Origin of the sequence: Streptomyces sp. NPDC050988 (genome assembly GCF_044456225.1) — a bacterium.
In the GTDB taxonomy this organism is placed as follows: Bacteria; Actinomycetota; Actinomycetes; order Streptomycetales; family Streptomycetaceae; genus Streptomyces.
The window spans coordinates 142,254-168,254 of sequence record NZ_JBITFQ010000022.1; the positions used below are offsets into that span (position 1 = coordinate 142,254).

Annotated in this window: 23 protein-coding genes; 12 read left to right on the top strand and 11 right to left on the bottom strand. The window is 71.2% G+C overall.

The features are described from left to right. Positions 1–18: 18 nt before the first annotated feature. The 5 genes from ACIBEI_RS34590 to ACIBEI_RS34610 form a co-directional block, all read right to left on the bottom strand. Positions 19–2,415: an ATP-binding cassette domain-containing protein gene (locus tag ACIBEI_RS34590; RefSeq protein ID WP_398894286.1), complete on the bottom strand. Its 2,397-nt coding sequence runs from the start codon at positions 2,413–2,415 to the stop codon at positions 19–21. Positions 2,416–2,600: 185 nt separating this feature from the next. Next, positions 2,601–3,053 carry a pyridoxamine 5'-phosphate oxidase family protein gene (locus tag ACIBEI_RS34595; RefSeq protein WP_398894288.1) on the bottom strand — a complete coding sequence of 151 codons (453 nt, stop codon included), beginning with the start codon at positions 3,051–3,053 and terminating at the stop codon, positions 2,601–2,603. Beyond that, the gene (locus ACIBEI_RS34600; RefSeq protein ID WP_398894290.1) at positions 3,050–3,406 is read right to left on the bottom strand and encodes a VOC family protein; all 357 of its coding nucleotides are present in this window, start codon (positions 3,404–3,406) and stop codon (positions 3,050–3,052) included. Before ACIBEI_RS34600 ends, ACIBEI_RS34595 begins: the two co-directional genes overlap by 4 nt. Before the next feature lie 167 nt (positions 3,407–3,573). Next, the gene (locus ACIBEI_RS34605) at positions 3,574–4,053 is read right to left on the bottom strand and encodes a hypothetical protein (protein WP_398894292.1); all 480 of its coding nucleotides are present in this window, start codon (positions 4,051–4,053) and stop codon (positions 3,574–3,576) included. 12 nt (positions 4,054–4,065) lie between these two features. Continuing rightward, positions 4,066–5,115 (bottom strand): LacI family DNA-binding transcriptional regulator, encoded by a 1,050-nt coding sequence (locus ACIBEI_RS34610; RefSeq protein ID WP_398894294.1) that lies wholly within the window; start codon positions 5,113–5,115, stop codon positions 4,066–4,068. 264 nt (positions 5,116–5,379) lie between these two features. Between ACIBEI_RS34610 and ACIBEI_RS34615 the strand changes: the two genes are divergently transcribed. Together ACIBEI_RS34615 and ACIBEI_RS34620 are read left to right on the top strand one after the other, a co-directional pair. Beyond that, positions 5,380–6,162 carry a TIM barrel protein gene (locus tag ACIBEI_RS34615; protein WP_398894295.1) on the top strand — a complete coding sequence of 261 codons (783 nt, stop codon included), beginning with the start codon at positions 5,380–5,382 and terminating at the stop codon, positions 6,160–6,162. A gap of 154 nt (positions 6,163–6,316) precedes the next feature. Further along, on the top strand, positions 6,317–7,354 hold the full coding sequence (locus ACIBEI_RS34620) for a Gfo/Idh/MocA family oxidoreductase (RefSeq protein WP_398894297.1): 1,038 nt from the start codon (positions 6,317–6,319) through the stop codon (positions 7,352–7,354). A gap of 10 nt (positions 7,355–7,364) precedes the next feature. On the opposite strand, the gene ACIBEI_RS34625 is transcribed toward ACIBEI_RS34620, so the two are convergent. Further along, complete coding sequence (locus ACIBEI_RS34625) at positions 7,365–7,736, bottom strand: DUF952 domain-containing protein (protein ID WP_398894299.1); 372 nt, start codon at positions 7,734–7,736, stop codon at positions 7,365–7,367. Positions 7,737–7,913: 177 nt separating this feature from the next. On the opposite strand from ACIBEI_RS34625, the gene ACIBEI_RS34630 reads away from it, so the two are divergent. The 5 genes from ACIBEI_RS34630 (at position 7,914) to ACIBEI_RS34650 (ending at position 15,769) form a co-directional block, all read left to right on the top strand. Further along, positions 7,914–8,336, top strand: coding sequence for a PPOX class F420-dependent oxidoreductase (locus tag ACIBEI_RS34630; protein ID WP_398894300.1), 423 nt, complete (start codon positions 7,914–7,916; stop codon positions 8,334–8,336). Between the two features lie 78 nt (positions 8,337–8,414). Further along, positions 8,415–9,266, top strand: a complete 852-nt coding sequence (locus tag ACIBEI_RS34635; RefSeq protein WP_398894302.1) for a DUF429 domain-containing protein — start codon at positions 8,415–8,417, stop codon at positions 9,264–9,266. Positions 9,267–9,682: 416 nt separating this feature from the next. Further along, entirely contained in the window at positions 9,683–11,842 is a 2,160-nt protein-coding gene (gene fusA / locus ACIBEI_RS34640; protein ID WP_398894304.1) for an elongation factor G, read from the top strand. Positions 11,843–12,521: 679 nt separating this feature from the next. Next, positions 12,522–14,528, top strand: a complete 2,007-nt coding sequence (locus tag ACIBEI_RS34645) for a glycosyltransferase (RefSeq protein WP_398894327.1) — start codon at positions 12,522–12,524, stop codon at positions 14,526–14,528. Between the two features lie 29 nt (positions 14,529–14,557). Beyond that, a complete protein-coding gene (locus ACIBEI_RS34650; protein WP_398894306.1) occupies positions 14,558–15,769 on the top strand; it encodes an LCP family protein in 1,212 nt (403 codons plus the stop codon). Between the two features lie 63 nt (positions 15,770–15,832). On the opposite strand, the gene ACIBEI_RS34655 is transcribed toward ACIBEI_RS34650, so the two are convergent. From ACIBEI_RS34655 to ACIBEI_RS34665, 3 genes are all read right to left on the bottom strand, one after another. Then, positions 15,833–17,026, bottom strand: a complete 1,194-nt coding sequence (locus tag ACIBEI_RS34655; protein ID WP_398894307.1) for a N(5)-(carboxyethyl)ornithine synthase — start codon at positions 17,024–17,026, stop codon at positions 15,833–15,835. An 85-nt stretch (positions 17,027–17,111) separates the two neighbouring features. Next, positions 17,112–17,384: a hypothetical protein gene (locus tag ACIBEI_RS34660; protein WP_398894309.1), complete on the bottom strand. Its 273-nt coding sequence runs from the start codon at positions 17,382–17,384 to the stop codon at positions 17,112–17,114. Positions 17,385–17,783: 399 nt separating this feature from the next. Next, complete coding sequence (locus ACIBEI_RS34665) at positions 17,784–18,362, bottom strand: TetR/AcrR family transcriptional regulator (protein ID WP_398894310.1); 579 nt, start codon at positions 18,360–18,362, stop codon at positions 17,784–17,786. Between the two features lie 392 nt (positions 18,363–18,754). Between ACIBEI_RS34665 and ACIBEI_RS34670 the strand changes: the two genes are divergently transcribed. Then, a complete protein-coding gene (locus ACIBEI_RS34670; RefSeq protein ID WP_398894312.1) occupies positions 18,755–20,233 on the top strand; it encodes an MFS transporter in 1,479 nt (492 codons plus the stop codon). Positions 20,234–20,297: 64 nt separating this feature from the next. Here the strand turns inward: ACIBEI_RS34670 and ACIBEI_RS34675 are convergent, their stop codons facing one another. Continuing rightward, entirely contained in the window at positions 20,298–21,209 is a 912-nt protein-coding gene (locus ACIBEI_RS34675; protein ID WP_398894314.1) for a helix-turn-helix domain-containing protein, read from the bottom strand. A gap of 196 nt (positions 21,210–21,405) precedes the next feature. Between ACIBEI_RS34675 and ACIBEI_RS34680 the strand changes: the two genes are divergently transcribed. Next, entirely contained in the window at positions 21,406–22,284 is an 879-nt protein-coding gene (locus tag ACIBEI_RS34680) for an oxidoreductase (protein WP_398894316.1), read from the top strand. A 145-nt stretch (positions 22,285–22,429) separates the two neighbouring features. On the opposite strand, the gene ACIBEI_RS34685 is transcribed toward ACIBEI_RS34680, so the two are convergent. After that, positions 22,430–23,215 (bottom strand): CDP-alcohol phosphatidyltransferase family protein, encoded by a 786-nt coding sequence (locus tag ACIBEI_RS34685; RefSeq protein WP_398894318.1) that lies wholly within the window; start codon positions 23,213–23,215, stop codon positions 22,430–22,432. A 144-nt stretch (positions 23,216–23,359) separates the two neighbouring features. Between ACIBEI_RS34685 and ACIBEI_RS34690 the strand changes: the two genes are divergently transcribed. The 3 genes from ACIBEI_RS34690 to ACIBEI_RS34700 all read left to right on the top strand — a co-directional run. Continuing rightward, a complete protein-coding gene (locus ACIBEI_RS34690; protein WP_398894320.1) occupies positions 23,360–24,352 on the top strand; it encodes a zinc-binding alcohol dehydrogenase in 993 nt (330 codons plus the stop codon). A gap of 234 nt (positions 24,353–24,586) precedes the next feature. Then, the gene (locus tag ACIBEI_RS34695) at positions 24,587–24,985 is read left to right on the top strand and encodes a 6-carboxytetrahydropterin synthase (protein ID WP_189839644.1); all 399 of its coding nucleotides are present in this window, start codon (positions 24,587–24,589) and stop codon (positions 24,983–24,985) included. Positions 24,986–25,008: 23 nt separating this feature from the next. Continuing rightward, positions 25,009–26,001 (top strand): glycosyltransferase family 4 protein (locus ACIBEI_RS34700; protein WP_398894329.1); only part of this gene is annotated, 993 nt, incomplete at its 3' end.

Genomic DNA, 26,001 nt, shown 5'->3' on the forward strand with positions numbered 1-26,001 from the left:
AGCCGTCAAGATAGGCGATCAGGCGCCGACGTACGCCGCCAGGTGCTCGCCGGTGAGGGTCGAGCGGTCGGCGACGAGGTCGGCGGGAGTGCCCTCGAAGACGATCTTGCCGCCGTCATGACCTGCGCCGGGACCGAGGTCGATGATCCAGTCCGCGTGCGCCATGACCGCCTGGTGGTGCTCGATGACGATGACCGACTTGCCGGAGTCGACGAGCCGGTCGAGCAGACCCAGCAGCTGCTCGACGTCGGCGAGGTGGAGGCCGGTGGTCGGCTCGTCCAGGACGTACACGCCGCCCTTGTCTCCCATATGGGTGGCCAGCTTGAGCCGCTGCCGCTCGCCGCCGGAGAGCGTGGTGAGCGGCTGGCCGATGGTGAGATAGCCGAGCCCGACGTCGGCGAGCCGCTGCAGGATCCGGTGCGCGGCCGGCGTGTGTGCCTCGCCGCCGCCGAAGAACTCCTCGGCCTCGGTCACCGGCATCGCCAGCACCTCGCTGATGTCGCGCCCGCCGAGGCGGTACTCCAGCACCGACGCGTCGAACCGCTTGCCGCCGCAGTCCTCGCAGGTGGTGGAGGTGCCGGCCATGATTCCCAGGTCGCTGTAGATGACCCCGGCGCCGTTGCAGGTGGGGCAGGCGCCCTCCGAGTTGGCGCTGAACAGCGCGGGCTTGACGTCGTTGGCCTTCGCGAACGCCTTGCGGATCGGGTCGAGCAGTCCCGTGTACGTTGCCGGGTTGCTGCGCCGCGAGCCGCGGATCGGGCTCTGGTCGACCGACACCACCCCCTCCTCGGTGGGGATCGACCCGTGCACGAGCGAGCTCTTGCCGGAGCCCGCGACGCCCGTGATGACGCTGAGCACCCCGAGCGGGATGTCGACGTCGACGTCCCGCAGGTTGTTCGCCGTCGCGCCCCGGATCTCCAGCGCACCGGTGGACTTGCGCACCTCCTCCTTGAGAGAGGCCCGGTCGTCGAGGTGGCGTCCGGTGATGGTGTCGCCGGCCTTCAACCCCTCGACGGTGCCCTCGAAGCAGACCGTGCCGCCCGCCGTGCCTGCGCCGGGGCCGAGGTCGACGACATGGTCGGCGATCGCGATGACCTCCGGCTTGTGCTCGACGACGAGCACGGTGTTGCCCTTGTCCCGCAGCTGCAGCAGCAGGTTGTTCATCCGCTGGATGTCGTGCGGGTGCAGGCCGGCGGTGGGCTCGTCGAAGACGTACGTGACATCCGTGAGCGAGGAGCCGAGGTGGCGGATCATCTTGACGCGCTGCGCCTCACCGCCGGACAGCGTGCCCGAAGCCCGGTCGAGCGAGAGGTAGCCGAGACCGATCTGCACGAAGGAGTCGAGGGTCTGCTGGAGCGCGGTGAGCAGCGGCGCCACCGACGGATCCTTGACGCCGCGGACCCACTCGGCCAGGTCCCTGATCTCCATCGCGCAGGCGTCGGCGATGCTCTTCCGGTTGATCTTCGACGACCTGGCCCCCTCGGTCAGCCGCGTGCCGTCGCACTCGGGGCAGGTGGCGAAGGTGACCGCCCGCTCCACGAACGCCCGGATGTGCGGCTGCATCGCTTCCTTGTCCTTGGACAGGAACGACTTCTGGATCTTGGGGATCAGCCCCTCGTAGGTGAGGTTGACGCCGTTGACCTTCACCTTGGTCGGCTCGCCGTAGAGGAAGGCCTGCATCTCCTTCTTGGTGAAGCTGCGGATCGGCTTGTTCGGGTCGAGGAATCCCGACTGGGCGTAGAGCCCCACGGTCCACTGGCTGTCCGACTTCCAGCCGGGGATGGTGAACGCGCCCTCGGCGAGCGACTTGGAGTCGTCGTAGAGCTGGGTGAGGTCGATGTCGGAGACCTTGCCCCGGCCCTCGCAGCGCGTGCACATGCCGCCGGTGCGGTTGAAGGTCGCCTTCACGGTCTTGGTCTTCTCGGCGCCGCGCTCGACGGTGATCCCACCGCTCGCTCTGACCGAGGCCGTGTTGAAGGAGTACGCGCTGGGCGGCCCGATGTGCGGCTTGCCGAGCCGGCTGAAGAGAATGCGCAGCATCGCGTTGGCGTCGGTGGCCGTACCGACCGTGGAGCGGGGGTCGCCGCCCATCCGCTGCTGGTCGACGGTGATCGCGGTCGTCAGCCCGTCGAGTACGTCCACCTCCGGCCGCGCCATCGTCGGCATGAAGCCCTGGAGGAAGGCGCTGTACGTCTCGTTGATCAGCCGTTTCGACTCCGCCGCGATCGTGTCGAACACCAGGGAGCTCTTGCCAGAGCCGGAGACACCGGTGAACACCGTCAGCCGCCGCTTGGGGATCTCGATGCTGACGTCCTTGAGGTTGTTCTCGCGCGCCCCGTGCACGCGGATCATGTCGTGGCTGTCGGCATCGTGCGTCGCAGGCGACTGCGCGTCCGTCCTCGTGGTCCTGCTCATCATGTCTCCCTCCGTGGGACGGGCCCGCTCCCGCGGTTCTCCGTCGACGTCGCCTGGCTCGATCCGACCGGCTTCGAGCAGCATGCTTGGTTCTACTTTGTCCGCGCCCGTCGCGGCAACGGGACGCCGTCATTCCTGATCGGCGGTGCCGGCCGGGGTGGCCCGAGGCCCGCCCGGCCGAGGCGTCAGACCGACCAGCGGCAGTCGCGCATCAGCTCGCGGTCGTCCAGCTCGTTCACTTCGCGCCAGGCCTGGATGCGGCGCGGAGAGATACGGAACCAGCGGTACGGCGTGGTCAGCGTCCGCGGGTCGAAGTCGGTGTGCGCGGCGAACCGGTCCCCTCTCTCCTTCGGCAGCTCGTCGATCTCCAGGACCTCGACCTCGCCATCGATCATGACCACGTCCCGGGTCGGGCCAAGGCCCAGCCGAACGGTTCGGGTGGCGGCCAGGTTCCTGCCGGTGGGGCTCTTCGTCGGCGTGGCCACCAGCAGCGCCTCGCCGTCCCAGTCGAAGGACAGCGGTACGAGGTACGGCGTACCGTCCGCCGAAGCACTGGCCACCCACAGATCGACGTCGTGGGCGAGCCGGTGCTCGGTGTCGCGACGACGCTGGTCGCGGCTGCGGGGGGCGGCGCTCATCGGTCCTGCAGAAGTCCGAGGACATTGCCGTCGAGGTCGGTGACGGCGGCCACCAGACGTCCGCCACCCACATCGTGCGCGGGCTCCTTCACGGTGGCACCGGCAGCCGTCACCTCGGCCAGCTTCGCCTCGATGTCCGGCACATGCCAGTACACCACCGGCGAACCCAAGCCCTGCTGCCCACCGTTCGGCACCAGCCCGATCTGCTGGCCCGCGGCCTCGAAGCCGACGTAGTACGACTCGTCGGTCTGCGGCGGCACCCCGAGCAGTGCGGTGTACACCGCCTTGGCCGACGCCAGGTCGGACACGGGATGCAGCACGGTTCTGATTCCTTGTGTGGCAGAGCCGGTCATGGTCACTCCTGAAGCGATCGTGCCGCGAGGAAAGGCCGGGGACGCGTCCGGGGACGCGTTCGTGTCGTAGCGCGGCGGGAATCCTGGCTGACTGGTGAAGCACATGGCAGTCACGCTAGCCGCGGCCCGCAGACAGCGCTTCTCGATTCCTGACCGATGAGTTTCGGTTACTTCGAGGCGGAGCGCAGCACGTCCAGGGCCGCGCGAGCCCCGGCGACACGCTGTCTCCAGTCGTCGCTTCGCAGGGTGGCGACGTCCCACACGACCACCGGCTCGGAGCCGCTCACGCAGTAGCCGTAGACCTGGTCGGCCACCGAGTCGGTGAGGAGACGGTCGTAGGAGAACGATCCCTCGAAGGCCGCCCAGGCGACGGACCGGGTGCCCTCGCAGACCCGCCGCAGGACCGCTCCGGTGTACGCCCGCAGGTCGAGAGAGGTGTTCTCGAAGTCGAGGTCGTACGACACCAGGCCGAGGGCGGCGATGTCCTCCGGCGGTTCCGTCAGGGTGAACGGCAGCACCCGGTCGGGGACAAGTCCGGCGAGGTGGAAGGTCTCGTTCGGGAACGGTGTGCTGCCCGCGCCGAGGACGAACACGTTCACCGAGGCCGGCCCCCGCCAGCAGAGGAAGTCCTGTATCCCGTCCACCACTTGTACCTCTCCCTAGGTCCGTGAAGTCCGGACGTCGTGCGGCGGTGCCGCCGTCGTTCCGCGGGTCACGAGGTGCGGGGCGATGACGGTGTCCGTGCCGGAGGGCTCCTCGCCCTCCAGCCGTGAGACGGCCCGGCCGACGGCGAGTTCGGCGAGGCGGGAGACGTCCTGGCCGACGGTGGTGAGGTCGATGTGGGCGAGGCGGGCGAGGTGGCTGTTGTCGAAGCCGACCACGGAGATCTCGTCGGGGACGGCCACCCGGGCGCGGAGGAACGCGTCGAGTACGCCCGTGGCGCAGCGGTCGTTGAAGGCGAGGACGGCGGTTGGCCGCGGCCGGACACCGAGGAGCGCGCGGGCGGCCGTGGCACCGTCCTCCTCGGTCAGTCCACCGGGCAGAACACGCGCACGATCGGCGAGACCGTGGCGGCTCATGGCGGTGCGGTAGCCACGGCGCCGGTCTGCGGCGCCCGGTGCCTTTCCTCCGTCGATGTGGGCGATGTCGCGATGACCGAGGGCGACCAGATGGTCGACGGCCTGGCGCGCACCCTCGTCGTCGGCGGTGCGTACGACGTCCACCCCGGCGGCGGGCGGCCGCAGCCGCCGCACCACGGAGACCACCGGCAGGTGCGCCGACAGCTCGGCCAGCCGTGCGGCGGGGGCCTGCGGACCGAGCAGGATCAGGGCCTCGCAGCGGTCGCCGAGCAGCGTCTCCACCGCCTGCCGCTCACTGCGGCTGGGGGCGACCGCGCTGAGGGCGACCTGGTAGCCGGCGGACTCGGCCGCCGCGTAGACGCCCTCCACGAGGTCGGTGTGGAAGGGATGCTGGAGACCGAACTGCACGCCGAGCAGACGCGAGCGGTTGCTGCGCAGCAACCGCGCCCGGGAGTCCGGCCGGTAGCCGATCTCGCGCGCCGCCTTCAGCACCCGCTCGCGGGTGGCCGCGCCGGCGCCCTTGGCCTCGCGCATCACGATGGAGACCAGCGCCGTGGAGACACCGGCCCGTGCCGCCACGTCGGCGAGGGTCGGCCGCTTTCCGTCCGGGACCACGGGGGTCGCTGGCATCGCCGGCCTCCCCGGTCGAGGTGTGTGACCCGGTCGAGGGGCGCGCCCCGCCGGGTGTGTGCTTCCGCCGACGATCGTAGACCAAGAGTGAACGCGCTGGTCGGAGAGAACTGCAACGTTCTAGTTCCGGGCCGTCCCGGGCCGTCCCGGGCCGTCCCGGGAGCTTGACAGGGCGCCTCGGTGGCTGGCGTACTGCTACTTCCGACTGGAACTAGAACGTTCTAGTCGCAGGTGCCGTGGCGAACCGAGAGAGGGCGAGCAGCGATGTTCACGTTGGCGGTCTGTGCCGAGATGGTCTTCCGGGGCCTGTCGATACCCGAGCGGGCAGTGCGCATTCACGACGCCGGTTTCCAGGTCGAGATCTGGGACTGGACCCGGCACGACCTGGACGCCCTGGCCCGGACCCCGGCCGAGTTCTCCTCGATGACCGGCTACATCCGCGGCAGCCTCACCGACGAGGACGGGGCCGCCGAACTCCTGCGTACCGCCGAGGAGTCGGTCCGTGCGGCCGAGCGGCTGGTCTGCCCCCGGCTGAACCTCCACGGCACCGGCCTGGACGGCGAGGGCCTGCCCGTGGTGCCGGTGACCGGCGAGCCCACCGGGGAGATGTGGATCGCCGCCCACCGCACGCTCACCCGCCTCGCCGAGCTGGGCGAGAGCGCCGGGGTCACCTTCACCCTGGAGAACCTCAACACCGCCGTGGACCACCCAGGGGTGCCGTTCGCCAGGGCCGCCGACACCCTGGCCCTGGTCGCCGCCGTGGACCGCCCCGGGCTGCGGATGAACCTCGACCTCTACCACGCGCAGATCGGCGAGGGGAACCTCGTCGAACTGGTCCGCCGGGCCCACGGCCTGGGCCTGATCGGCGAGATCCAGGTCGCCGACGTACCGGGCCGCCGCGAACCCGGGACGGGCGAGATCAACTACCCGGCCGTCGCGAGCGCCCTCGTGGACCTCGGCTATGAGGGCACCGTCGCCATGGAGGCATGGGCCTCCACCGACAGCGACCTCGCTCTGGAGAGGTTCCGCTCGGCCTTCACACCCTGACGGCGCAGCAATTCCACACGGCGCTGTGATTCCACACGGCGCCGCAATCCCAGACGGCGCCGCGCTCCACATTGCACCGCATTCCGCACGCGCCGCCCCTTCCCGCCAACGCCCGCTCGCCCGCCCGCTCGCCCGCAGACGTACGGAGAACCGGATGACCACACACCAGCCTCTCGCCGTCGGCCTCATCGGTGCCGGACGGATGGGCTCCTTCCACGCCGAGACGCTCGCCCGCCGCCTCCCCGGTGTCCGCCTCGCCGCGGTCGCCGACCCGGCGCCGGGTGCCGCGAACCAACTGGCGGACCGGCTCGCGGACCACCTCGGCCGTCCCACGGCGTACACCGAGATCGGCGAACTGCTCGCCGACCCGCGGATCGAGGCGGTGGTGATCTCCACCCCGGCCCGCACCCACGCCGACCTGGTCGTGGCGGCGGCCCGGGCGGGCAAGGCGGTCTACTGCGAGAAGCCCATGGCCGTCACCCTCGCGGACGCCGACCGGGCCATCGCCGCGGCCCGCGACGCGGGCGTGCCGCTCCAGGTGGGCTTCAACCGCCGCTACGACACCGGCTTCCGTGCCGCCCACGACAGGATCGGCGCCGGTGACATCGGCACACCCCAACTGCTGCGCTCACTCACCCGGGACCCCAGGCTCAACGACCCGGCCCGCATCCCGCCGTGGACGATCTTCCTCGAAACCCTGATCCACGACTTCGACACCCTGCGCTTCCTCAACCCCGGCGCCGAACCGGTCGATGTCTTCGCCTGGGCCGACGCCCTGGTCCGCCCCGACTTCAAGGACCGCGGCCTCCTCGACACCGCCGTGGTCACGATCCGCTTCGACAACGGCGCCCTCGCCACCGCCGAGGCCAACTTCCAGGCCGTGTACGGCTATGACGTGCGCGGCGAGGTCTTCGGCTCCGCCGGCCTGCTCACCATGGGCGACATCCGCCGCACCCATCTCACCTCGTACGGCCCGGACGGCGTCGCCGCCGACTGCGTCACCTACGACCAGGACCTGTTCCACGACGCGTACGTGGCCGAACTCGCCGACTTCGCCGACAGCGTCCGTACCGGCCGTACCCCCCTCGCCACCGGCGAGGACGCCCGGGCCGCACTGTCCATCGCGCTCGCGGCCGTCCGGTCGGTCACCACCGGCGTGCCCGTCGGTATCGCGGAACTCAAGGGTGAGTAAGACCGTCAGTTCACGTCCCTCGGTTCAGGTCCTTCAGACCCGTCGCCCGGCCTTCCTCGTCCCACTGGACCTCCAGGACGCGTTCGACGGCGTCGCGGTCGAGGGGGCCGAACACGTGGGGGAACAGGACACCTTCGTCGACCCCTGGCGGAGGGGTGGGATCCGCGGCTTCCCATACGCACCTCGCGGCGAGCCGGCTCTCGTCGAGGAGCAGCGCCAGCAGGGGCCTCGGCGCGTCCCGGTAGAAGGCGTTGACGACGGCCAGCGTGGTCGCCTCGTCGGGGGAGCAGTGGACGAAACCTTCCTCCGCGAGGGAGGCGGGGGCGTACGGCCGGTCGGGACGGGCGGTCCAGTCACCGAGCGTCACAGCATGGTAGATCATGGGCCGGTTATACAACGGCGCGCGGGCATACGGGCATATCGAAGGCCCCCCGAGCCGGTTCCGCCACATGGGCCCCGGGAGGCGTCGCGGGTTCGGCTCCGGGATGTGGCAGCGTGGGTGTGTACCCCCGTGGGCGGGGCCGTGCGGAACGTGAATCCATGACGCAGAGGAGAGTTCGTGTCGAAGCCGCCGCTTCCCGAGGCCGTGGTCGCCATGCTGAGGAAGCCGAATCCAGCCGTCATCGCCACCCTCCGGTCCGACGGACAACCGGTGTCCGCGGCCACCTGGTACCTCTGGGACGACGGGCGCGTGCTGGTCAACATGGACGAGGGCCGCAAGCGGCTCGACCACATCCGCAACGACCCGCGGGTCACCCTGACCGTGCTGGACGAGTCCGGCTGGTACACCCATGTGACCCTCATCGGCCGTGTCGCCGAGCTGCGTGACGACGAGGGCCTGGCCGACATCGACCGGCTGTCCACGCAATACCTGGGCCACGCGTACACGAGCCGGGAACGCCGCCGGATCAGCGCGTGGATCGAGATCGACCGCTGGCACGGCTGGGGCAGTCACCGGGACAGCAACCAGGCGATGGGCTAGCCGGGGCCGCAGCCCTACGCGACGGTTCAGAGGCTGCCGCCCTACGCGACGGAGTCCGATGTCTGGTACCACCGACGCATGGGGATGGAGCGGTTCATCGGCATCGACCTCGCCTGGTCGCACGGCGGGGCGCGCGCCAAGCCCAACGAGACCGGCGTGGCCGCCATCGACGGCAGCGGCGTGGTGATCGACTGCGGCTGGACGCGTGGGGTCGAGGCGACGATGGAGTGGCTTGCCAGGACGGCCGTCGGCGGATCGACCCTGGTCTTCGTCGACGCGCCGCTGGTCGTCGACAATCCGGCCGGCCAGCGGCCGTGCGAGCGTGACGTCGGCCGACGGTACGGGCGTTGGAAGGTGAGCGCGAACAGCACCAACCAGGGCTCCCCCCGCCAGGCCGGCGTCCTGCTGCGGACACAGCTGCAGGAGTCCGGCTGGGTCTACGACGACGGCAGGGGCGGGCCGCCGACCGAAGGCCTGGTCATGTCCGAGTGCTATCCGTACACGACCTTGGTCGGCGCCGCGGAGTTGGGCTATGACCAGGAACGCCCCAGGTACAAGCGGCCGGGACGGAGGCCGCCGCAGGGGTGGCGTGCCACGCGGGCGGACACGTGCGACGAACTGATCGCGCGGCTCTCGGGCCTGGCCGAGGCCGATCCGCCCTTGCTCCTCGATTCCCACCCGGTGTCCCGGCAACTCATGACCGAGCCCTCACCGGAGCGCGACGCCCTCTACAAGCACCGCGAAGACCTCATCGACGCACTGCTCTGCGCGTGGACGGCCGCACTGTGGTCCCGCCATGGCCTGACACGCTGTCAAGTACTGGGAACGGACAGCCTCGTACCGCCGCCGCCGCCGCCGTCGTCCGGCCAAGCCCCCACCATCATCGCGCCCGCCCGTCCGGAACAGCGGCGGGGCGACGGGGCGAACTGAACCGAAGGATCGAGGCGGCAGGAAGGAGGTGGAAAAACCCGGTGCCCCGCCCCCGCCCCGTTCCCTAGACTCGCCCCACAACGCGCGCCGCACACCACCGTGGCGCGCCCCGTGACCATTTGAGGGGAGCCCAGCCATGCGTTACCGCACCGCTGTTGTCGTTCCCCCGTCGCGGTACGAGGTGATCCTCGTGTCTTCGGGTGTCCGGTGTCGGCTGCGCGGCCGGCCCCGGATGGCCCTGACGAACGCCTGATCTCCGCACGCCTCTCACCCCTCGGCCCGCCCCGCATGCGCATCAGTTGCGGTTGCGGTCGCGCGGGCTCGGGCGTGCCCATAGGCCATGACGTGTGGGTCATGGCCCGTTCGTCCGGGAATTGCGCCGACCCCTTCTGGAACGTCCTGAAAGGCCATGGGCCGTGCGTACCGAACCTCACCGAAATCCCGTCAACCCCCTGACCGCCGTCCGTAATCTGGGCATCCTCGCCCATGTGGACGCCGGGAAGACCACCGTCACCGAGCGGATCCTGTACGTCACGGGGACCACGCACAAGCGGGGCGAGGTCCATGACGGCACGACCGTCACCGACTTCGACTCCCAGGAGCGGGACCGGGGGATCACCATCTTTGCCGCGGCGGTGAGTTGTGGCTGGGACGGGCATCGGATCAACCTCATCGACACTCCGGGGCACGTCGACTTCTCCGACGAGGTCGCGCGTTCGCTGCGGGTGCTCGACGGGGTGATCGCGGTGTTCGACGCCGTCGCGGGGGTCGAGCCGCAGAGCGAGTCCGTGTGGCGGCAGGCCGACCGGTACGGGGTTCCGCGCATCGCCTTCGTCAACAAGCTGGACCGGGCCGGTGCCGATCTCGACAAGGCGGTCGAGTCCATCCGGCAGCGGTTGCATCCGGCCCCGCTGGTCGTGCAGTTGCCGATCGGCGCCGAGGACGGGTTCCGCGGCGTCGTCGACCTGCTGCGTATGCGGGCGCTGGTCCGGGCCGACGGCCATGACTCGGTCGAGGAGAGGCCCGTACCCGATGCCCTGGTGGACGAGGCCCGGCGGCGGCGCCGGGTGCTGGAGGAGGCGGTCGCCGAACTCCATCCCGGCGCGCTGGAGGAGTTCTGCGCGGAGTCCGCCGTCTCCGCGCGGACCCTCGAAGGTGCGCTGCGCGACCTGACCCGTACCGGTGACGGTGTGGTCGTGCTGTGCGGCTCGGCCTATCGCGACCGGGGGACCGAGCCGCTGCTGGACGCCGTGGTGGCCTACCTGCCCTCGCCGTTGGACGTACCCGCCGTGCGCGGTGTCCGTGACCGGGACGGCGGGGAGGAGGAGCGGGCCGCCGACCCCGCGGCGCCGTTCGCGGCGCTGGCGTTCAAGGTGAACGCCACCGCCACCGGGCGGCTGACCTACCTGCGTGTGTACTCGGGAACGATCCGGAAGGGAGACGCTGTGACCGTGTGGGACACCGGTGCGCCGCGCACCGAGCGCATCGGGCGGATCCTGCGCGTCCAGGCCGACCGGCACGACCGGTTGGACCTGGCGGTGGCCGGGGACATCGTCGCGGTGGTCGGGCTGAAGACCGCCCGCGCCGGTGCGACCCTGTGCGCGCCCGGGGCTCCGCTGGTCCTCGAACCGCCGACCACCGCCGAACCGGTGGTCTCCGTGGCGGTCGAGGCCCGTGCCCGTACGGACACGGACCGCCTGGTGTCGGCGTTGACGCGGCTGGTCGAGGAGGACCCCTCGCTGGTCGTCCGGACCGACCCCGAGACCGGGCAGACACTGCTGTCCGGCATGGGCGAACTGCATCTGGAGGTGGCGGTGGAGAAGATCCGGCGCGCCCACGGGCTGGACGTCCGGGTCGGCCGGCCGCGGGTGGCGTACCGGGAGACGGTCGCACGCGGGGTCACCGGACACGTCCACCGGCACGTCAAACAGGACGGTGGCGCGGGGCAGTTCGCGCATGTCGTCCTCGACGTGGAACCGCTGCCGGACTCCTCCGGCGCGGCCGGTGACAGTGCGACGGGCTTCGAGTTCCGGTCGGTCGTCGTCGGTGGACGCGTACCGCAGGAGTACGTGCGGGCCGTCGAGGCCGGCTGCCGGGACGCGCTGGGTGAAGGGCCGGTCGGCGGTCATCCGGTGACCGGGCTGCGGGTGGTCCTGACCGACGGGGCGACCCATTCCAAGGACTCCTCGGAGATGGCGTTCCGGACGGCCGGACGGCAGGCGCTCCGGGAGGCGCTGCGCGCCTGCGCGATGGTCCTCCTGGAACCGGTGGTCGAGGTCACGGTCACCGTGCCCGAGGACTCCGTGGGCGGCGTGCTCGGCGACCTGGCCGCGCGGCGCGGACGAGTCACCGACTCGACCACGCGCGGGGGAGCGGGCACGGGAGCGGGTACGGCGGTGGTCACCGCCACCGTGCCCCTGGCCGAGCTGTTCGGCTACGCGACCCGGCTGCGCAGCCGGACGCAGGGCCGGGGAGTCTTCACCACCCGGCCCACCGGCTACGCCCCGGCTCCGGCCTCGGTGTCGGCAGCGGCCCCGGCTCCGGGCGTGGCGTCCGACGGGACACCTGCCCGGTAGCCGGAGCTGAGGTCCGGATCCCGCCGGCAATGACGGTCCCGCCCACGCACGGGCGGGCCCGTCACTCCGCCGGACCCGCCCCGCCCCCCCGGTGGACTCGCTCACGGCTGAGGGTTGTAACCAGGTGTACGAACGTATGAGTGATGTCACGCGGCCAAGCCAAGGCCGGCCACTGACAAGGGCGGTCGCCCACCCGCGAGGACGGACGCGCCACCGACAAGAACGGACGCGCCAGTGCCGAGCACCGGCCCATCACCTCGGCCACGGGCCGAAAACGCTTGCCCCGCTTGTCCCTTGACGAGGACCGGGCGCCGCGTACTCACGGTCGTGACAGGTATTCGCCGCTTTTCTGTGAGGCTCGCTGTTGCGGCCGTGCAGTCGCAAAGCTGTGACTAGACTCGCGCCCCATGCGTAGCGCCAGCCTCATCCGGCAGTGGAAGACGACATCCCCTCGCGCATCGCGCGCCGACGTGTACGGCTGGAGAAGAACGACCCGGCACACGCATCCCCGAGGCGGCCGGACGCGTCCCGGCCTTCCTGGGGAGCCCGCCGAACACGCCACGCGCGAGCCGCACTTCATAGCCGCCGAGAGGGGGGACGACGGCCCGTGAAGGCTCGGCACAAGCAGTCCCGCGACCCTCGCGCACACTGGCTGTTACTGATTCTCGTCCTGCCCGCGATGTTCGCGGCCCTGCTCTTCGAGGGCTGGACCAACCACGAGGTGGACGCCGCGACGACGCGGTCCGCGTGTACCTCACCCGCACCCGATGCCGTGGCCGGCGGCGGCCCCGTGGTGGGGATCAACGGCAACGGGATACAGACCGCCTCGATGCCCGCCCGCACCGTCGCGCTCACCTTCGACGGCGGCCCCGACCCGGTGTGGACCCCGCGCCTGCTCGACCTGCTGCGACAGCACCGGGCGCGCGCCACCTTCTTCCTCTTCGGCTCCCAGGCGGCCCGCCATCCGGACCTGGTGCGGCGCATCCGTGCCGAGGGGCACGAGATCGGCTCGAACACCTATACCGGGGGAGCCCTCGGCGAGGCGTCGTCCGTCCGCTTCTCCGCCGAACTGGACCTGACCCAGGCCGCGTTGGCGGGCGCCACCGGCATCCGCACCAATCTGCTGCGGATGCCGCGGACCACCTCGCCGGACACGCTCTGCGGCCGCGAGTGGGCGGCCGCACGACGCGCCGCCGCCCAGGGGTACGTCCTGGTCGCCGCCGACAAGGGGTCCCGGAAACCGGCTCAGGGGCTGGTCCGACAGCTGAGCCAGACGGCGACCGCGTACCGGGAGACGGAGAAGCTGCTCAAGAACCCGGGCGTCGACCGTTTCACCACCGTCTCGGCCGGCCTGCGGCTGACCCCGTACGAGCCGGTCTCGGCCGTCGAGCGATGGCGCGGCACCGCCCTCGTCTGGGCCACCACCCTCGGGCGCGCGTTCTCGAACGCGATGACCTGGACGCTCGGCATCGCGGGGGCTCTCGGGGTGCTGCGGATGGCGGCGCTCGTCTTCTTCGCCCGGGCGCACGTCCGCCGGCTCGAACGCTCCCGGCCCGGCGCGCCCTGGCTGCGCGAGGTCACGGAACCGGTGTCCGTGCTCGTGCCCGCCTACAACGAAGAGGCCGGGATCGAGTCCACCGTCCGCTCCCTGCTCGCGTCCGACTACCCGCAGCTGCAGATCATCGTGGTCGACGACGGCTCGACGGACCGCACGGCGGAGCTCGCCGAAGGCGTCGGGGATCCGCGCGTCCTGGTGGTCCGCCAGCCCAACGCCGGCAAGGCCGCGGCCCTCAACACCGGTCTGGCGCACACGAGTCACGACATCGTGATCATGGTCGACGCCGACACCGTCTTCGAACCGGACGCCATCCACCACCTGGTCCAGCCGCTCGCGCACCCGGCCGTGGGCGCGGTCAGCGGCAACACCAAGGTCGGCAACCGGCGGGGCCTGCTCGCCAAGTGGCAGCACCTGGAGTACTGCTTCGGCTTCAACCTCGACCGCAGGATGTTCGAGGTGCTGGAGTGCATGACCACCGTCCCCGGCGCCATCGGGGCGTTCCGCCGGGACGCGATCCTGGGCGTGGGCGGGGTCAGCGACGACACCCTCGCCGAGGACACCGACCTCACGATGGCCCTGTGGCGGGCGGGCTGGCGCGTGCTCTACGAGGAGTCCGCCATTGCCTGGACCGAAGTACCCACCTCGTTGCGGCAGTTGTGGCGGCAGCGCTACCGCTGGTGCTTCGGCACGATCCAGTCCATGTGGAAACACCGCGGTGCCGTCCGGGAGATGGGCGTCGCGGGACGCTTCGGCCGGCGCGGACTCACCTACCTCGCGCTCAACCAGGTCGCCCTGCCGTTGCTCGGGCCGGTCATCGACGTGTTCGCCCTGTACGGCGTGCTGTTCCTCGACCCACTGAGTTCGGCCGGAGTGTGGTTCGGCTTCATGGCCGTCCAACTGCTCTGCGCCGGTTACGCGTTGAAGCTCGACGGGGAGCGCGTACGCACCTTGTGGTGGATGCCGTTCCAACTGGTCGTCTACCGGCAGCTCATGTACCTGGTCGTCATCCAGTCCGTGGTCGCCCTGCTCCTCGGCAGCCGGCTGAAGTGGCAGCGCATGAAGCGTTCGGGCACGGCCGCTGAACAGATCGAGGGTCCGACGCCGTATAAGAGTGTGCCGACGAGATGACCCCATGTGATGAGGGACTGGACAGGGCGATGAGTGAAGGGACCGACCTGCCGGTGGGCTACGACCGGAGCGGTGGTGCGGCTCAGCCGCCCAGTGGCGTCACGGGCCGGGTGGCACGCGGGAACGCGTCCCCGCCCTCGACACGTACGGCACCACTGCCGGGCATGCCCTCACCCGCCACCCCGGGCCGCACCGGCCACGGCCGCCGGCCACCGGGGGAAGCGGGAAGCGGCAGGTCCCCCAAGCCGCCCCCCAGCCGGCGCCGTAAGGTCACGCGGCTCGCGATCCTCCTGGTCGTCGCGCTGGTCGCCTCCGTCGCCGGGACGTACGTATGGGCCGACACCAAGCTCGACCAGGAGGTCGACCTCGGTGCGCTGCCGGACCGCCCGGCGGAGGGAAAGGGCACCAACTACCTGATCGTGGGCTCCGACAGCCGCGCCGGTCTCTCCGAGCAGGCCAGGAAGAGTCTGCGCACCGGCTCGGCGGAGGGCCGCCGCACCGACTCGATGATCCTGCTGCACACCGGCGCGAACGGCACCACGATGATGAGCCTGCCGCGCGACTCGTGGGTGACGGTTCCGCCGTACGTACGCCCCGACACGGGCAAGAGCTTCTCCGCCGAGCCGAACAAGCTGAACGCCGCGTTCTCGCTGGGCGGCCCCGACCTGCTCGTACGGGCCGTGGAACGCAACACCGGGCTGCGCATCGACCACTACGCGGAGATCGGCTTCGCGGGCTTCGTCGGAGTGGTGGACGCGATCGGCGGAGTGGACATGTGCCTGGAGCGCGCCGTCAAGGACGAGAAGTCCGGCGCGGACCTGCCCAAGGGCTGCCAGACCCTCGACGGCGCCGAGGCGCTGGCGTTCGTCCGGCAGCGCAAGCAGGAGGCCGAGGGCGACCTGGGCCGCACCCGCAACCAGCAGAAGTTCCTGACCGCGCTCGCCAAGAAGGCGGTCACCCCGGGCACGCTCCTCAACCCGGCCAAGTCCTTCCCGACGCTCGGCGCGGGCCTCGACACGCTCGTGGTCGACAAGGACACGGGCCTGCGGGACCTGATGTCGCTGTTCCAGGCGATGCAGAGCGTCTCGGCGGGCAACGGCAGGCAGATCAACGTGCCCGTCTCCGACCCCGGTTTCGCCACCTCCAAGGGCAGCGCCGTGAAGTGGGACGACCGCCGGGCACGGCAGCTCTTCGCGGAACTGCGGGACGACCTGCCCGTGACGCTCCCGACCGGGAAGTGACCCTGACCGGTTCGGGACGCGCCGGACCGGCCGACCGCAGATGTGTGTCGGGCCGGAGGCCGGTCAGACCGGCTGTGCGGAGGAGTCCAGGGCCGGGGCGAGGACCGGGTCCCGCGTCTCGCGGGTGTGCGGGAAGTTGGCCGCCCGGTGCTGGAACGAGAGGATCTTCGGGTTCATGACGACGCCGTCGCGGATCTCGATGGCCTTGCTGATCGTGGCGTCGGCGTCCCATGCGGTGGGCCCGCTCATGACCTTGCGCAGATAGGGGAGGAGCGCCTCGCTGATCTCCCACGTGGCCGAGTTCCACAGATGGGACGGGCTGTGGTCCACCCCGTAGTAGTGGCAGCCAGGACCGACCGTGGGCATCGGATCGCCGAAGGTGGTCGGGCGGGCCCAGGTGAAGCCCATGCCCTCGTCGCAGGCGACGTCGATGAAGAAGGTGCCCGGCCGGAAGTGGGCGAGCTCCTCGTCGGTGACGAACGTCAGTGGTGCGTCGGTGTCCTGCCGGATGCAGTTGACGATGATGTCGAAGCCGGCCAGGTACTCCGCGAGCGGTACGGGGCCGAGCCCGGTGAGGGCCTGCAGACGCGAGGGATCGTCCGGCCGCTCCTCGAAGTGGCCCATCACGACGGACGGCATCGGTGAGGCCACCGCGGCCGCGGCGCGCTGGGTGAGCACCGTGACGTCGGAGACGCCCATGGCGCCCAGACCCGTGACCGCTCCGCGCGCCGTGGCGCCGAAGCTGATGACCACCGCGCGCATACGACGCCCGTAGCTGCCGGTCAGCCCGCCGAGCTGCAGGGCGTGCAACACCGAGCAGTAGCCCGCGAGTTCGTTGTTCTTGTGGAACACATGGACACTGAAGGCGCCCGTGGACGTCCAGTGGTTCATGGCCTCCCAGGCGATGAGGGTCAGCCGGCGGTCGATGCCGAGCTGGGTCATCGTCTCGTCCTGAACGCAGTGCGGCCATCCCCACAGCACCTGGCCCTGGCGCAGCGCGGCGACGTCGTCGTGCATGGGCTTGGGCAGCAGCAACACATCGCACTCGTCGAGGAGTTGCTCGCGGGAGCGCAGGCCCGCCACCTGCGGCCGCAGCGCATCGTCCGTGACGCCGAACCGTTCGCCGTAGCCCTGTTCGAGGAAGATCTTCTCGCGTACGTCGGGTGCGATCCGGCCGAGGTGGGCCGGGTGCAGGGGAAGGCGGAACTCGTTTTCCTTGTGGGAGGAGGCGAGTACTCCGAGACTCAGCAGGCTCATGCGCTTCCTCATCATCATTTCGTTCGTGTCCTGACGTTCACGCCAGGTCGTGCTCGTAGTGCCGCGTACGGCTGTCCGGTCCCGGTCAGGAGGCGCCGGGCCGGTGCGCGCGGACGCGCTCGGCCAGGGGGAGTGGTGTCTCGTCCAGCCCGTTCACCGACCCGCACACCATGCGTGCGCACGTCCCGTGGCAGGCGAGCAGCTGCTTGCCGTCGCGGTGGGAGACCACCACCGCCTCCGTGTCGGGCGCGTTGCGGTAGTCGGTGCCGCAGATGAGGCAGGCCAGCCCGGCGAGCATCTCGGGAGTCGGTTCGGGACGGCCGCGGCGGTGGCCGGAGATCGAGTCCTGTGAATACATGTGTCCGCATCCTCTTGATCGGTTCAGGGCCGTGCGCGGGATGCCGGAACGCGTCGGGGGCATTCCGGTGGGCGGGAAATTCGCTAGCGCGCTGCGCGGGAACGGATACGGAAGGCGGCGAGACGGTACGAGCCAGAGGGCATGGTGCGGCTCATTTCCGGCCGGATCCGAGGTGCGCCGGCCTGTGCCGTTCCCCGAGGGCGACGCCGAAACGGATGACGGCATGCGAGGTGCGCTCGGTGCTGCCAACCGTACTCCCCTCAGGACCCGCCACGCGCCGCATCGCACACCCGGAGCCGGCCCACCGGGTCGTCACCGGGCAGTCACCGGGCCGTACAGGGCTCGACCGGTACTCGACCGGTGCTGGACCGGTGCTGAACCGGGCCGGCGGGACCCGGGTCAGCGGGACGCGCGTACGCCGTCCAGTGCGACGGACAGGACCCGGTCGCGCTGGGCGTCGTCGTCGAAGGCTGTCGCGGTGATGCCCGCGACCATGCGCAGCAGGTCGACGAAGTCCATGTCCGTGCGTGCCGCGCCGGCCCGCTGGGCCCGTTCGAACAGTGGGCCGCCGGCCGCGTACATCGACTCGCGGCAGGCGGTGAAGATCTCCGACTCGTCGTTGAGCGCCTCCCGGACGGCCCGCTTGGTCACCATGTAGTCGGCGAACCGGTCGAGCCACGTCGTCAGCGCCTCCCACGGCTCCAGGTCGGCGACCTGCTCCGCGACCCGGCACAGGGCGTTGACCTCGTCCGCGTAGACGCTCTCGAAGAGGTGCCTGCGGGTCGGGAAGTTCCGGTACAGCGTGCCGATGCCGACGCCCGCGCGACGGGCGATGTCCTCCAGTGAGGCCTCCGCGCCGTGCTCCGTGAAGGCCTCGCGGGCGGCCGTGAGCAGGGCGTCGTAGTTGCGCGCCGCGTCCTTCCGGTGCGGCCGCCGGGACGCGACGATCTCGCTGACGGGGAACGACTGGGCGGTCACTGCTGCCTCCCGGGGCGGGACGAGGTTGAAGCGGAGGTATGCCTCCGCTACAGTGGAGGGGTACCTCCACTTTAGCAGTGCGGGGTGCGTACGGCGTGGACGCGTGCGGCCGCACGCATCGACGACGCGACGCCACCCGCATTCGGGCGGCCCCCGGGCCACCCCGCATACGGACGGGCCCCGGCCCGTACCCGTGCGGGTCCGCGCCGGAGCGCATCGCCCGTCCCCTGACACTTTCCGCGACCTCCTCCCGGCTCTCCGGCCGTGCCCGAAGCCGGGAGGGCCGCCACCCCGCGACCGTCGCCGTGCCCTGTGCTGCCCCTGGGCAGGCACCGGGCCCGTACGGCCGCGGTCCGAGGCTCTCGGCCGCAACCAGTTCGGAGAGGCTCTTCATGCCCCGCAAGTCCACCCGCCTCACCTTCGCGGTCCTCGCGACCGGTGCGGGCGTGTTCTCCATGCTCCAGTCGCTGATCGCGCCGGCCCTGCCGACCGTTCAGCACGCACTGGACACCTCCCAGTCCACCGCGACCTGGGTGATGACGGCGTACCTGCTGTCCGCCTCGGTCTTCACACCGATCCTCGGCCGGGTCGGCGACCTGATAGGCAAGAAACGCACCCTCGTCGCCGTCCTGGTGGCCGTGCTGCTCGGGTGTCTGCTGGCCGCGCTCGCCCCGACCATCGGCGTACTGATCGTCGCCCGGGTCGTCCAGGGCATCGGCGGCGCGCTGTTCCCGCTGTCCTTCGGCATCATCCGGGACGAGTTCGCCGCGAACCGGGTGAGCCCCAGCATCAGCAACCTGTCCGCCGTGATCGCCGCGGGCGGCGGTGTCGGCATGGTCGCGGCCGGTCCGGTCGTGTCCGCGCTCGGCTACCGCTGGCTCTTCTGGCTCCCCGTCGGCATCGTCGCGGTGACCGCTCTGATCGCCCTCCGGTACGTCCCGGAGTCGCCCAGCCGCGCCGAGGGCCGCGTCAACTGGCTCGGTGCCGTCCTGCTGTCGGCGTGGCTGGTGGCGCTGCTGCTGCCGCTGAGCCAGGCGGGCCAGTGGGGCTGGGGCTCTGCCCGGGTGATCGGACTGTTCGCCGCAGCCGTGGTGCTCTTCGCGCTGTGGCTGCTGGCCGAGTCGCGCTCCCGCTCCCCGCTGATCGACCTGCGGGTCATGCGGCTGCCCGCCGTGTGGACCACCAACACCGCCGCGCTGCTGTTCGGCGCCGGCATGTACTCGATCTGGTCCTTCCTGCCGGGCTTCGTCCAGACGCCCGGCTCCGCCGGGTACGGATTCGGCGCGAGCGTCACCGCGTCCGGACTGCTCATGCTGCCGATGCTGATCGCGATGTTCGTCTCGGGCATCCTCAGCGGCCGTCTTGAGCCGGTACTCGGAGCGAAGAAGCTGCTCACCACCGGTGCCGCACTCGGCGCGGTCGCCTGCGGGTTCCTCGCCCTCTGGCACGACGAGCAGTGGCAGATCGCCTTCGTGTCGGGCGTCTTCGGCCTCGGCATCGGTCTCGCCTTCGCCTCGATGGCCAACCTGATCGTGGGCAGCGTCCCGGCCGAGCAGACCGGCGCCGCGACCGGCATGAACGCCAACATCCGCACCATCGGCGGGTCCATCGGCGCCGCCGTGACCAGTGTCCTGGTGACCGGCCACCTGCAGCCCTCGGGCCTGCCGTACGCCTCCGGCTACACCCACGGATTCACGCTGCTCGCCCTGCTCTGCCTCGCCGCGGCCCTGGCCGCACTCCTCGTCCCGGTCCAGCGCGCGAACCGTATGTCCCGCGTACCGCGGGCCGCCGCGGCCGCCGACGATGACCACGACGTTTTGCGTACGGACCAGGAGACCGTCACATCCGTCACGCCCGGCGTACGCGGCTGACGTGATCGCGGACCGCCGCACCGGCCGCCGCCCAGGCCCTCACCGGGGGCCCGGGCGGCGGCCGTCACTGCTCGTCGACGGCCTGGTGCTCGTCGGAGCCGGTCGGCCTCCGGCTCTCGCCGGAGGAGGTCGCGGTCAAACTCCCGAGTATGGCGAGCAGTTCGGCGTCGCGGCTGCCCGGTTCGGCGTGGAAGACCTTGAGGATCAGGCCGTCCGTGCCGTTGATGGCCAGCTTGTTGGACTGCAGTTCGAGGTCGCCGACCTTCGGGTGGCGCAGCCGCATGACGCGCGCGTGCTTGGGCCGGACATCGTGACGGCCCCACAGACGGCGGAAACGCTCACTGCGTACGGACAGTTCGCCCACGAGTTCCACCAGGCGGGGATCGTCGACATCGGGTCCGACGTTGGCCCGCAGGGCGGCGACCCCCGCCTCGGTCAGTTCCTCCCAGTCCCGGCGCAGCTCCCGTTCGGCCTCGTCGAGAAGGATGGCCCTGATGAGATTGACGCCGGGGGTGTGGCTCGGGGACAGGGCCACCGCCAGTGGGTTGGCCGCGAGCACATCGGTGAACCTGTTCTCGACGTACGCGGGATTGCTCGGCCATCCGTCGATGAGCTGGAGGATGCCGGGCGGCACGGGCTCGGGCTTTCGTGCGGCCGGTCCACGGTCTGTGGAGCGGCGCGACTGACGCGCCTGGGACGGGCGCGCCTGGGTCAGGCCGATCAGGTGCGCGGTGGCGGGCGCGTCCAGGTCCAGCACGTCGGCCAGGGCTTCGAGGACCTGGAGCGACGGGTTGCGGTCGCGGCCCTGCTCCAGGCGTAGGTAGTAGTCGGCGCTGATCCCGGCCAGCATCGCGACCTCCTCGCGCCGCAGCCCCGGCACGCGCCGCAGTCCGCCGTGGCGGATCCCGGCGTCCTCGGGCCGTATCAGCGCGCGACGGGCCCGCAGGAACTCTCCGAGGGCGTTCGTTGCGTCCATGACTCAACCGTAGGTCCGTCCCGGCGCCGGTGACTGTCCCTGTCACTACCAGGAACAGCGGGGTACTGCCGACCGCCGTCGACCGGGCGCAGAGTCGGCAACGGCGAAGGACGAATCCGTCCACGCGGATCAAGACGAGCACATCTCCCCACATACAGACACAGAACAGCCATGGATACGCAGTGAAAGGCACACCATGACGGACGCAACCGGCACCGTTTCCGGCGGAACCCTGACCCTGGCGGACGATCTGACGATCACCCGCATGGGATACGGAGCCATGCAGCTGGCGGGCCCCAACGTCTTCGGGCCGCCCAAGGACCGGGACGAGGCCGTCGCGGTCCTGCGGGAGGCCGTCGAGCGGGGCATCACCCACATCGACACCAGCGACTTCTACGGGCCCGTCGTCGTCAACGAGATCATCAAGGAGGCCCTGTACCCCTACCCCGCCGACCTGCGCATCGTCACCAAGGTCGGCGCCCGCCGCGGCGACGACGGCAGCTGGATCATGTCGCGGGACCCCGAGGACCTCAAGGTCCAGGTCCACGAGAACCTCCAGCACCTCGGCGTGGACGCCCTCGACGTGGTGAACCTGCGCGTCGGCTCCAACGTCGGGGGAACGGACGAGGAGCCGCTGAGCGAGCAGTTCGGCGCCCTGGCCGAGCTGCGGAAGGAGGGCCTGATCCGCCACCTCGGCGTCAGTGCCGTCTCCGACGCGCAGCTGACCGAGGCCCAGGCCATCGCCCCGGTCGTCACGGTGCAGAACCTCTACAACCTGGCCAACCGCCAGGACGACGCCCTCGTCGAGCGGTGCGCGGCGGAGAACATCGCGTTCGCCGCGTTCTTCCCGCTCGGCGGCTTCAGTCCACTGCAGTCGCAGACGCTGACCGACGTGGCCGCCCGCCTGGACGCCTCGCCCCAGCAGGTGGCCCTGGCCTGGCTGCTCCAGCGCTCCGCGACCACGGTCCTGATCCCCGGCACCTCGTCGCGGGCGCACCTGCGCGACAACGTCGCGGCGGCGGAACTGGCCCTGCCGGCCGCGGAGATCGAGGAGCTCGATGGGATCGGCCGCTGACCAAGGCACGGGGCAAGCCCCGGCGCTTTTAGGGGCGCGGGGAACTGCGCGACCAGCCACACACAACCCGCAGTCGACGTAGTACCTCGGCTGCGGGTTGTGGGGGCTGAGCGCGCAGTTCCCCGCGCCCCTAAAAGACAACCCCTTACGGGGCGCCGGCGCCGGCCGGTTCCCGGTGGAGGCGCTCGACCTCCACCCGCTCAACCCCCCGCTCGGCGGAGCCCCTCGTGCGCCACAGCCAAGCGATGTCCCGCCCGAACGACCACGTCAGCAGGCCGAGGGCGAGGGCGACGACGCCGAACGTCGGGGCGTACGGGAGGATCCCCGAGCCCGCGAGCAGCAGCAGGACGCCCTGGAGGGCGGCCACCGTCTTGCGGCCCGTGCTCGGCGGGAGGGCGTTGTTCAGCCAGGGCAGGAACCGGGCGGCGGCCACGAAGGCGTAGCGCATGCCGCCGATCAGGAGTGCCCAGGCGCCGACGGTCGTGGAGACGTACACGCTGAGCACCAGGATGAGAAACGCGTCGACCTCCATGTCGAACCGCGCGCCCAGCGCGGAGGAGGAACCCGTCCGCCTGGCGACCTTGCCGTCGACCGCGTCGAGGATCAGGGCGACCGCGGTGAGGGCGACGAGGACCGTCACCGGCGGCGGGCTCTGGAAGGAGTCCGCGACGAGCGCGGTCACTCCGCCGACAAGGGTGGCCCGGCCCAGGGTCACGCGGTTCGCCGGTCCGAAGGAACGGGGCCGCGTGCGATGCAGGGCGCGGGAGAGCACCGCCCACGTCGCGAGCGCGAACGCCAGTCCCGTCAGCCAGCCCGCGGGCCCCATGCCGAGCGCCGTGCCGAGCACGGTGAGCAACAGAAGCTGCACACCCGCTCCCACGGCCGTCTCCTGCTGCAAGAGCCTCGCGTCGTACGTGTTGTTCAGGGCCACCGCACATCCTCCGGCCAGGTGACAGAGTCGATCAATGCCGCGTACCTTGTGCGCGGCTTCGCAAAGGTCGGTACGTGGCTCGCCGCCCGATCGTTCAGCTCATTCGCTCAGCCCATTCACATGGACCACCCAGGAGGATGCCGAATGGACCGCTCCGCCCGCGCCTTCTGGCTCCGCTCTCCCGGCCTCGGTGAGATCCGCGACGCCCAACTGCCCGAACCCGCCGAGGGCGAGGTCGTGGTGCGAACACTTTTCTCGGGGGTGAGTCGTGGAACCGAGACGCTCGTCTTCCGCGGCGGAGTACCGGAGAGCCAGCACGCGGCCATGCGGGCGCCCTTCCAGGAGGGGGACTTCCCCGGCCCGGTCAAGTACGGGTACCTGAACGTCGGAGTGGTGGAGGCGGGGCCGACGGACCTCCTCGGGCGGACCGTCTTCTCCCTCTATCCGCACCAGACCCGGTTCGTCGTCCCGGCGAGCGCCGTGACGCCCGTGCCCGAGACCGTGCCGGCCTCGCGCGCCGTACTCGCCGGAACCGTGGAGACCGCGGTCAACGCCCTGTGGGACGCGGCACCGTTGATCGGCGACCGGATCACCGTGGTCGGCGCCGGCATGGTCGGCGCGAGTGTCGCCGCGCTCCTGGCCCGGTTTCCCGCGGCCCGGGTCCAACTCGTCGACGCCAACCCGGCGCGCGCCGACATCGCACAGGCCCTCGGCGTCGACTTCGCGCTCCCGGCGGACGCGGCAGGCGACCGCGACCTGGTCGTCCACGCCAGCGCCACCGAGGCAGGGCTCGCCCGTTCGCTCGAACTCCTCGCCCCGGAGGGCACCGTCCTCGAACTGAGCTGGTACGGCGACCGGAAGGTCAGCCTGCCGCTCGGCGAGGCGTTCCACTCCCGCCGCCTGGTGATACGCAGCAGCCAGGTCGGAACCGTCTCCCCGGCCAGGAGCGCCCGCCGCACCTACGCCGACCGCCTCGCCATCGCCCTCGACCTGCTCGCCGACCCGGCCTTCGACGCGCTGATCACCGGCGAGTCCTCCTTCGAGGAGCTACCGGAGACGATGACCGGGCTCGCTGCGGCAGAATCGACGGGGATGTGCCACCTCGTCCGCTACGACGCAACCGCGCCCGGACCTTGAAGGCACTGGACACCGATCGCGCCCTTAAGGGGCGCGGGGAACTGCGCGACCAGCCCCCACCAACCCGCAGTCACCAACTCACCCCCACCCACACCGAACCCAACCGCCCCACCCCGCGGAGCGCACCGTCCGAAACTCCGAGCCGAACCCCCTGAACACGGAGAACGGACCGGCCGTACTACACGGCACGCCCCGGCAGAGGGGTCAGACGCGCCGCACCTGGAGGGTCGTCCGTTGTTCAGCATCACCGTCCGCGATCACCTGATGATCGCCCACAGCTTCCGCGGAGAGGTCTTCGGACCCGCGCAGCGCCTGCACGGGGCGACGTTCCTCGTGGACGCCACGTTCCGCCGCGCCGAGCTGGACGACGACAACATCGTCGTCGACATCGGACTGGCCACCAGGGAACTCGGGGAGGTGGTGGCCGAGATGAACTACCGGAACCTCGACAACGAGCCGGTGTTCGCCGACACCAACACCTCGACGGAGTTCCTGGCCAAGGTCGTCGCCGACCGCCTCGCCGAGCGCGTGGAGAAGGGCCTGCTGGGCGAGGGCGCCCGCGGCCTGGCCGGCATCACCGTCACCCTGCACGAGTCGCACATCGCCTGGGCGAGTTACGAGCGTGCCCTGTGAACCACAACGCCGACATCATCCCCATGTCCCTGCGCGCCATGCACTTCGTGATGCCCGGCGCGGTCAACGACCCGACCATGCCGAGCGGCGGCAACGTCTACGACGCGCGGGTCAGCCTCGACCTTCCCGGCTTCGGCTGGCAGGTCCACAAGCACGCCATCGACGGCAGCTGGCCCCAGCCGGAGGCCCCGGCCCGCGCCGAACTGGCCCGCACCCTCGCGGAACTGGCCGACGACACCGTCGTACTCCTCGACGGCATCGTCGCCTGCGCGGTCCCCGAGATCGTCATCCCCGAAGCCGAACGACTGCGGCTGGTCGTCCTCGTGCACCTGCCGCTCGGCGACGAGACGGGACTCACGCCCGCGCTCGCCGCGGACCTCGACGCCCGGGAGCGCCGCACGCTGCGATCCGTGCCCGCCGTCGTCGCCACCAGCGAGTGGGCGGCCCGCAGGCTCGTCGCCCACCACGGCCTCGCGCCCGACCGGGTCCATGTCGCCGCGCCCGGCGCCGACATCGCACCGCTCGCCTCCGGTACCGACGGCGTCTCGCGGCTGCTGTGCGTCGCCTCGGTCACCCCGCGCAAGGGGCAGCACCGACTGGTCGAGGCCCTCGCCGCGGTCACCGACCTGCCCTGGACCTGCGTCCTCGTCGGCGGCCTCGACCACGACCCCGAGTACGTGGCCGGGTTGCGGGCCCTGATCGAGCAGCACGGCCTCGGCGACCGGCTGCACCTGGCCGGCCCCCAGTCCGGCGCCGCCCTCGACGCGAGCTACGCCTCCGCCGACCTCATGGTCCTCACCTCGTACGCCGAGACGTACGGCATGGCCGTCACCGAGGCGCTCGCCCGCGGTATCCCCGTGCTGGCCACGGACGTCGGCGGACTCCCCGAGGCGGTCGGGCGCGCGCCCGACGGCGGGGTGGCCGGGCTGCTCGTGGCGCCGGAGAACCCCCCGGCCCGCGCGGGCGCACATCGCGGCGGGTTGGGCGAGGCCGACGTACGCCGTCGCCACAAGGCC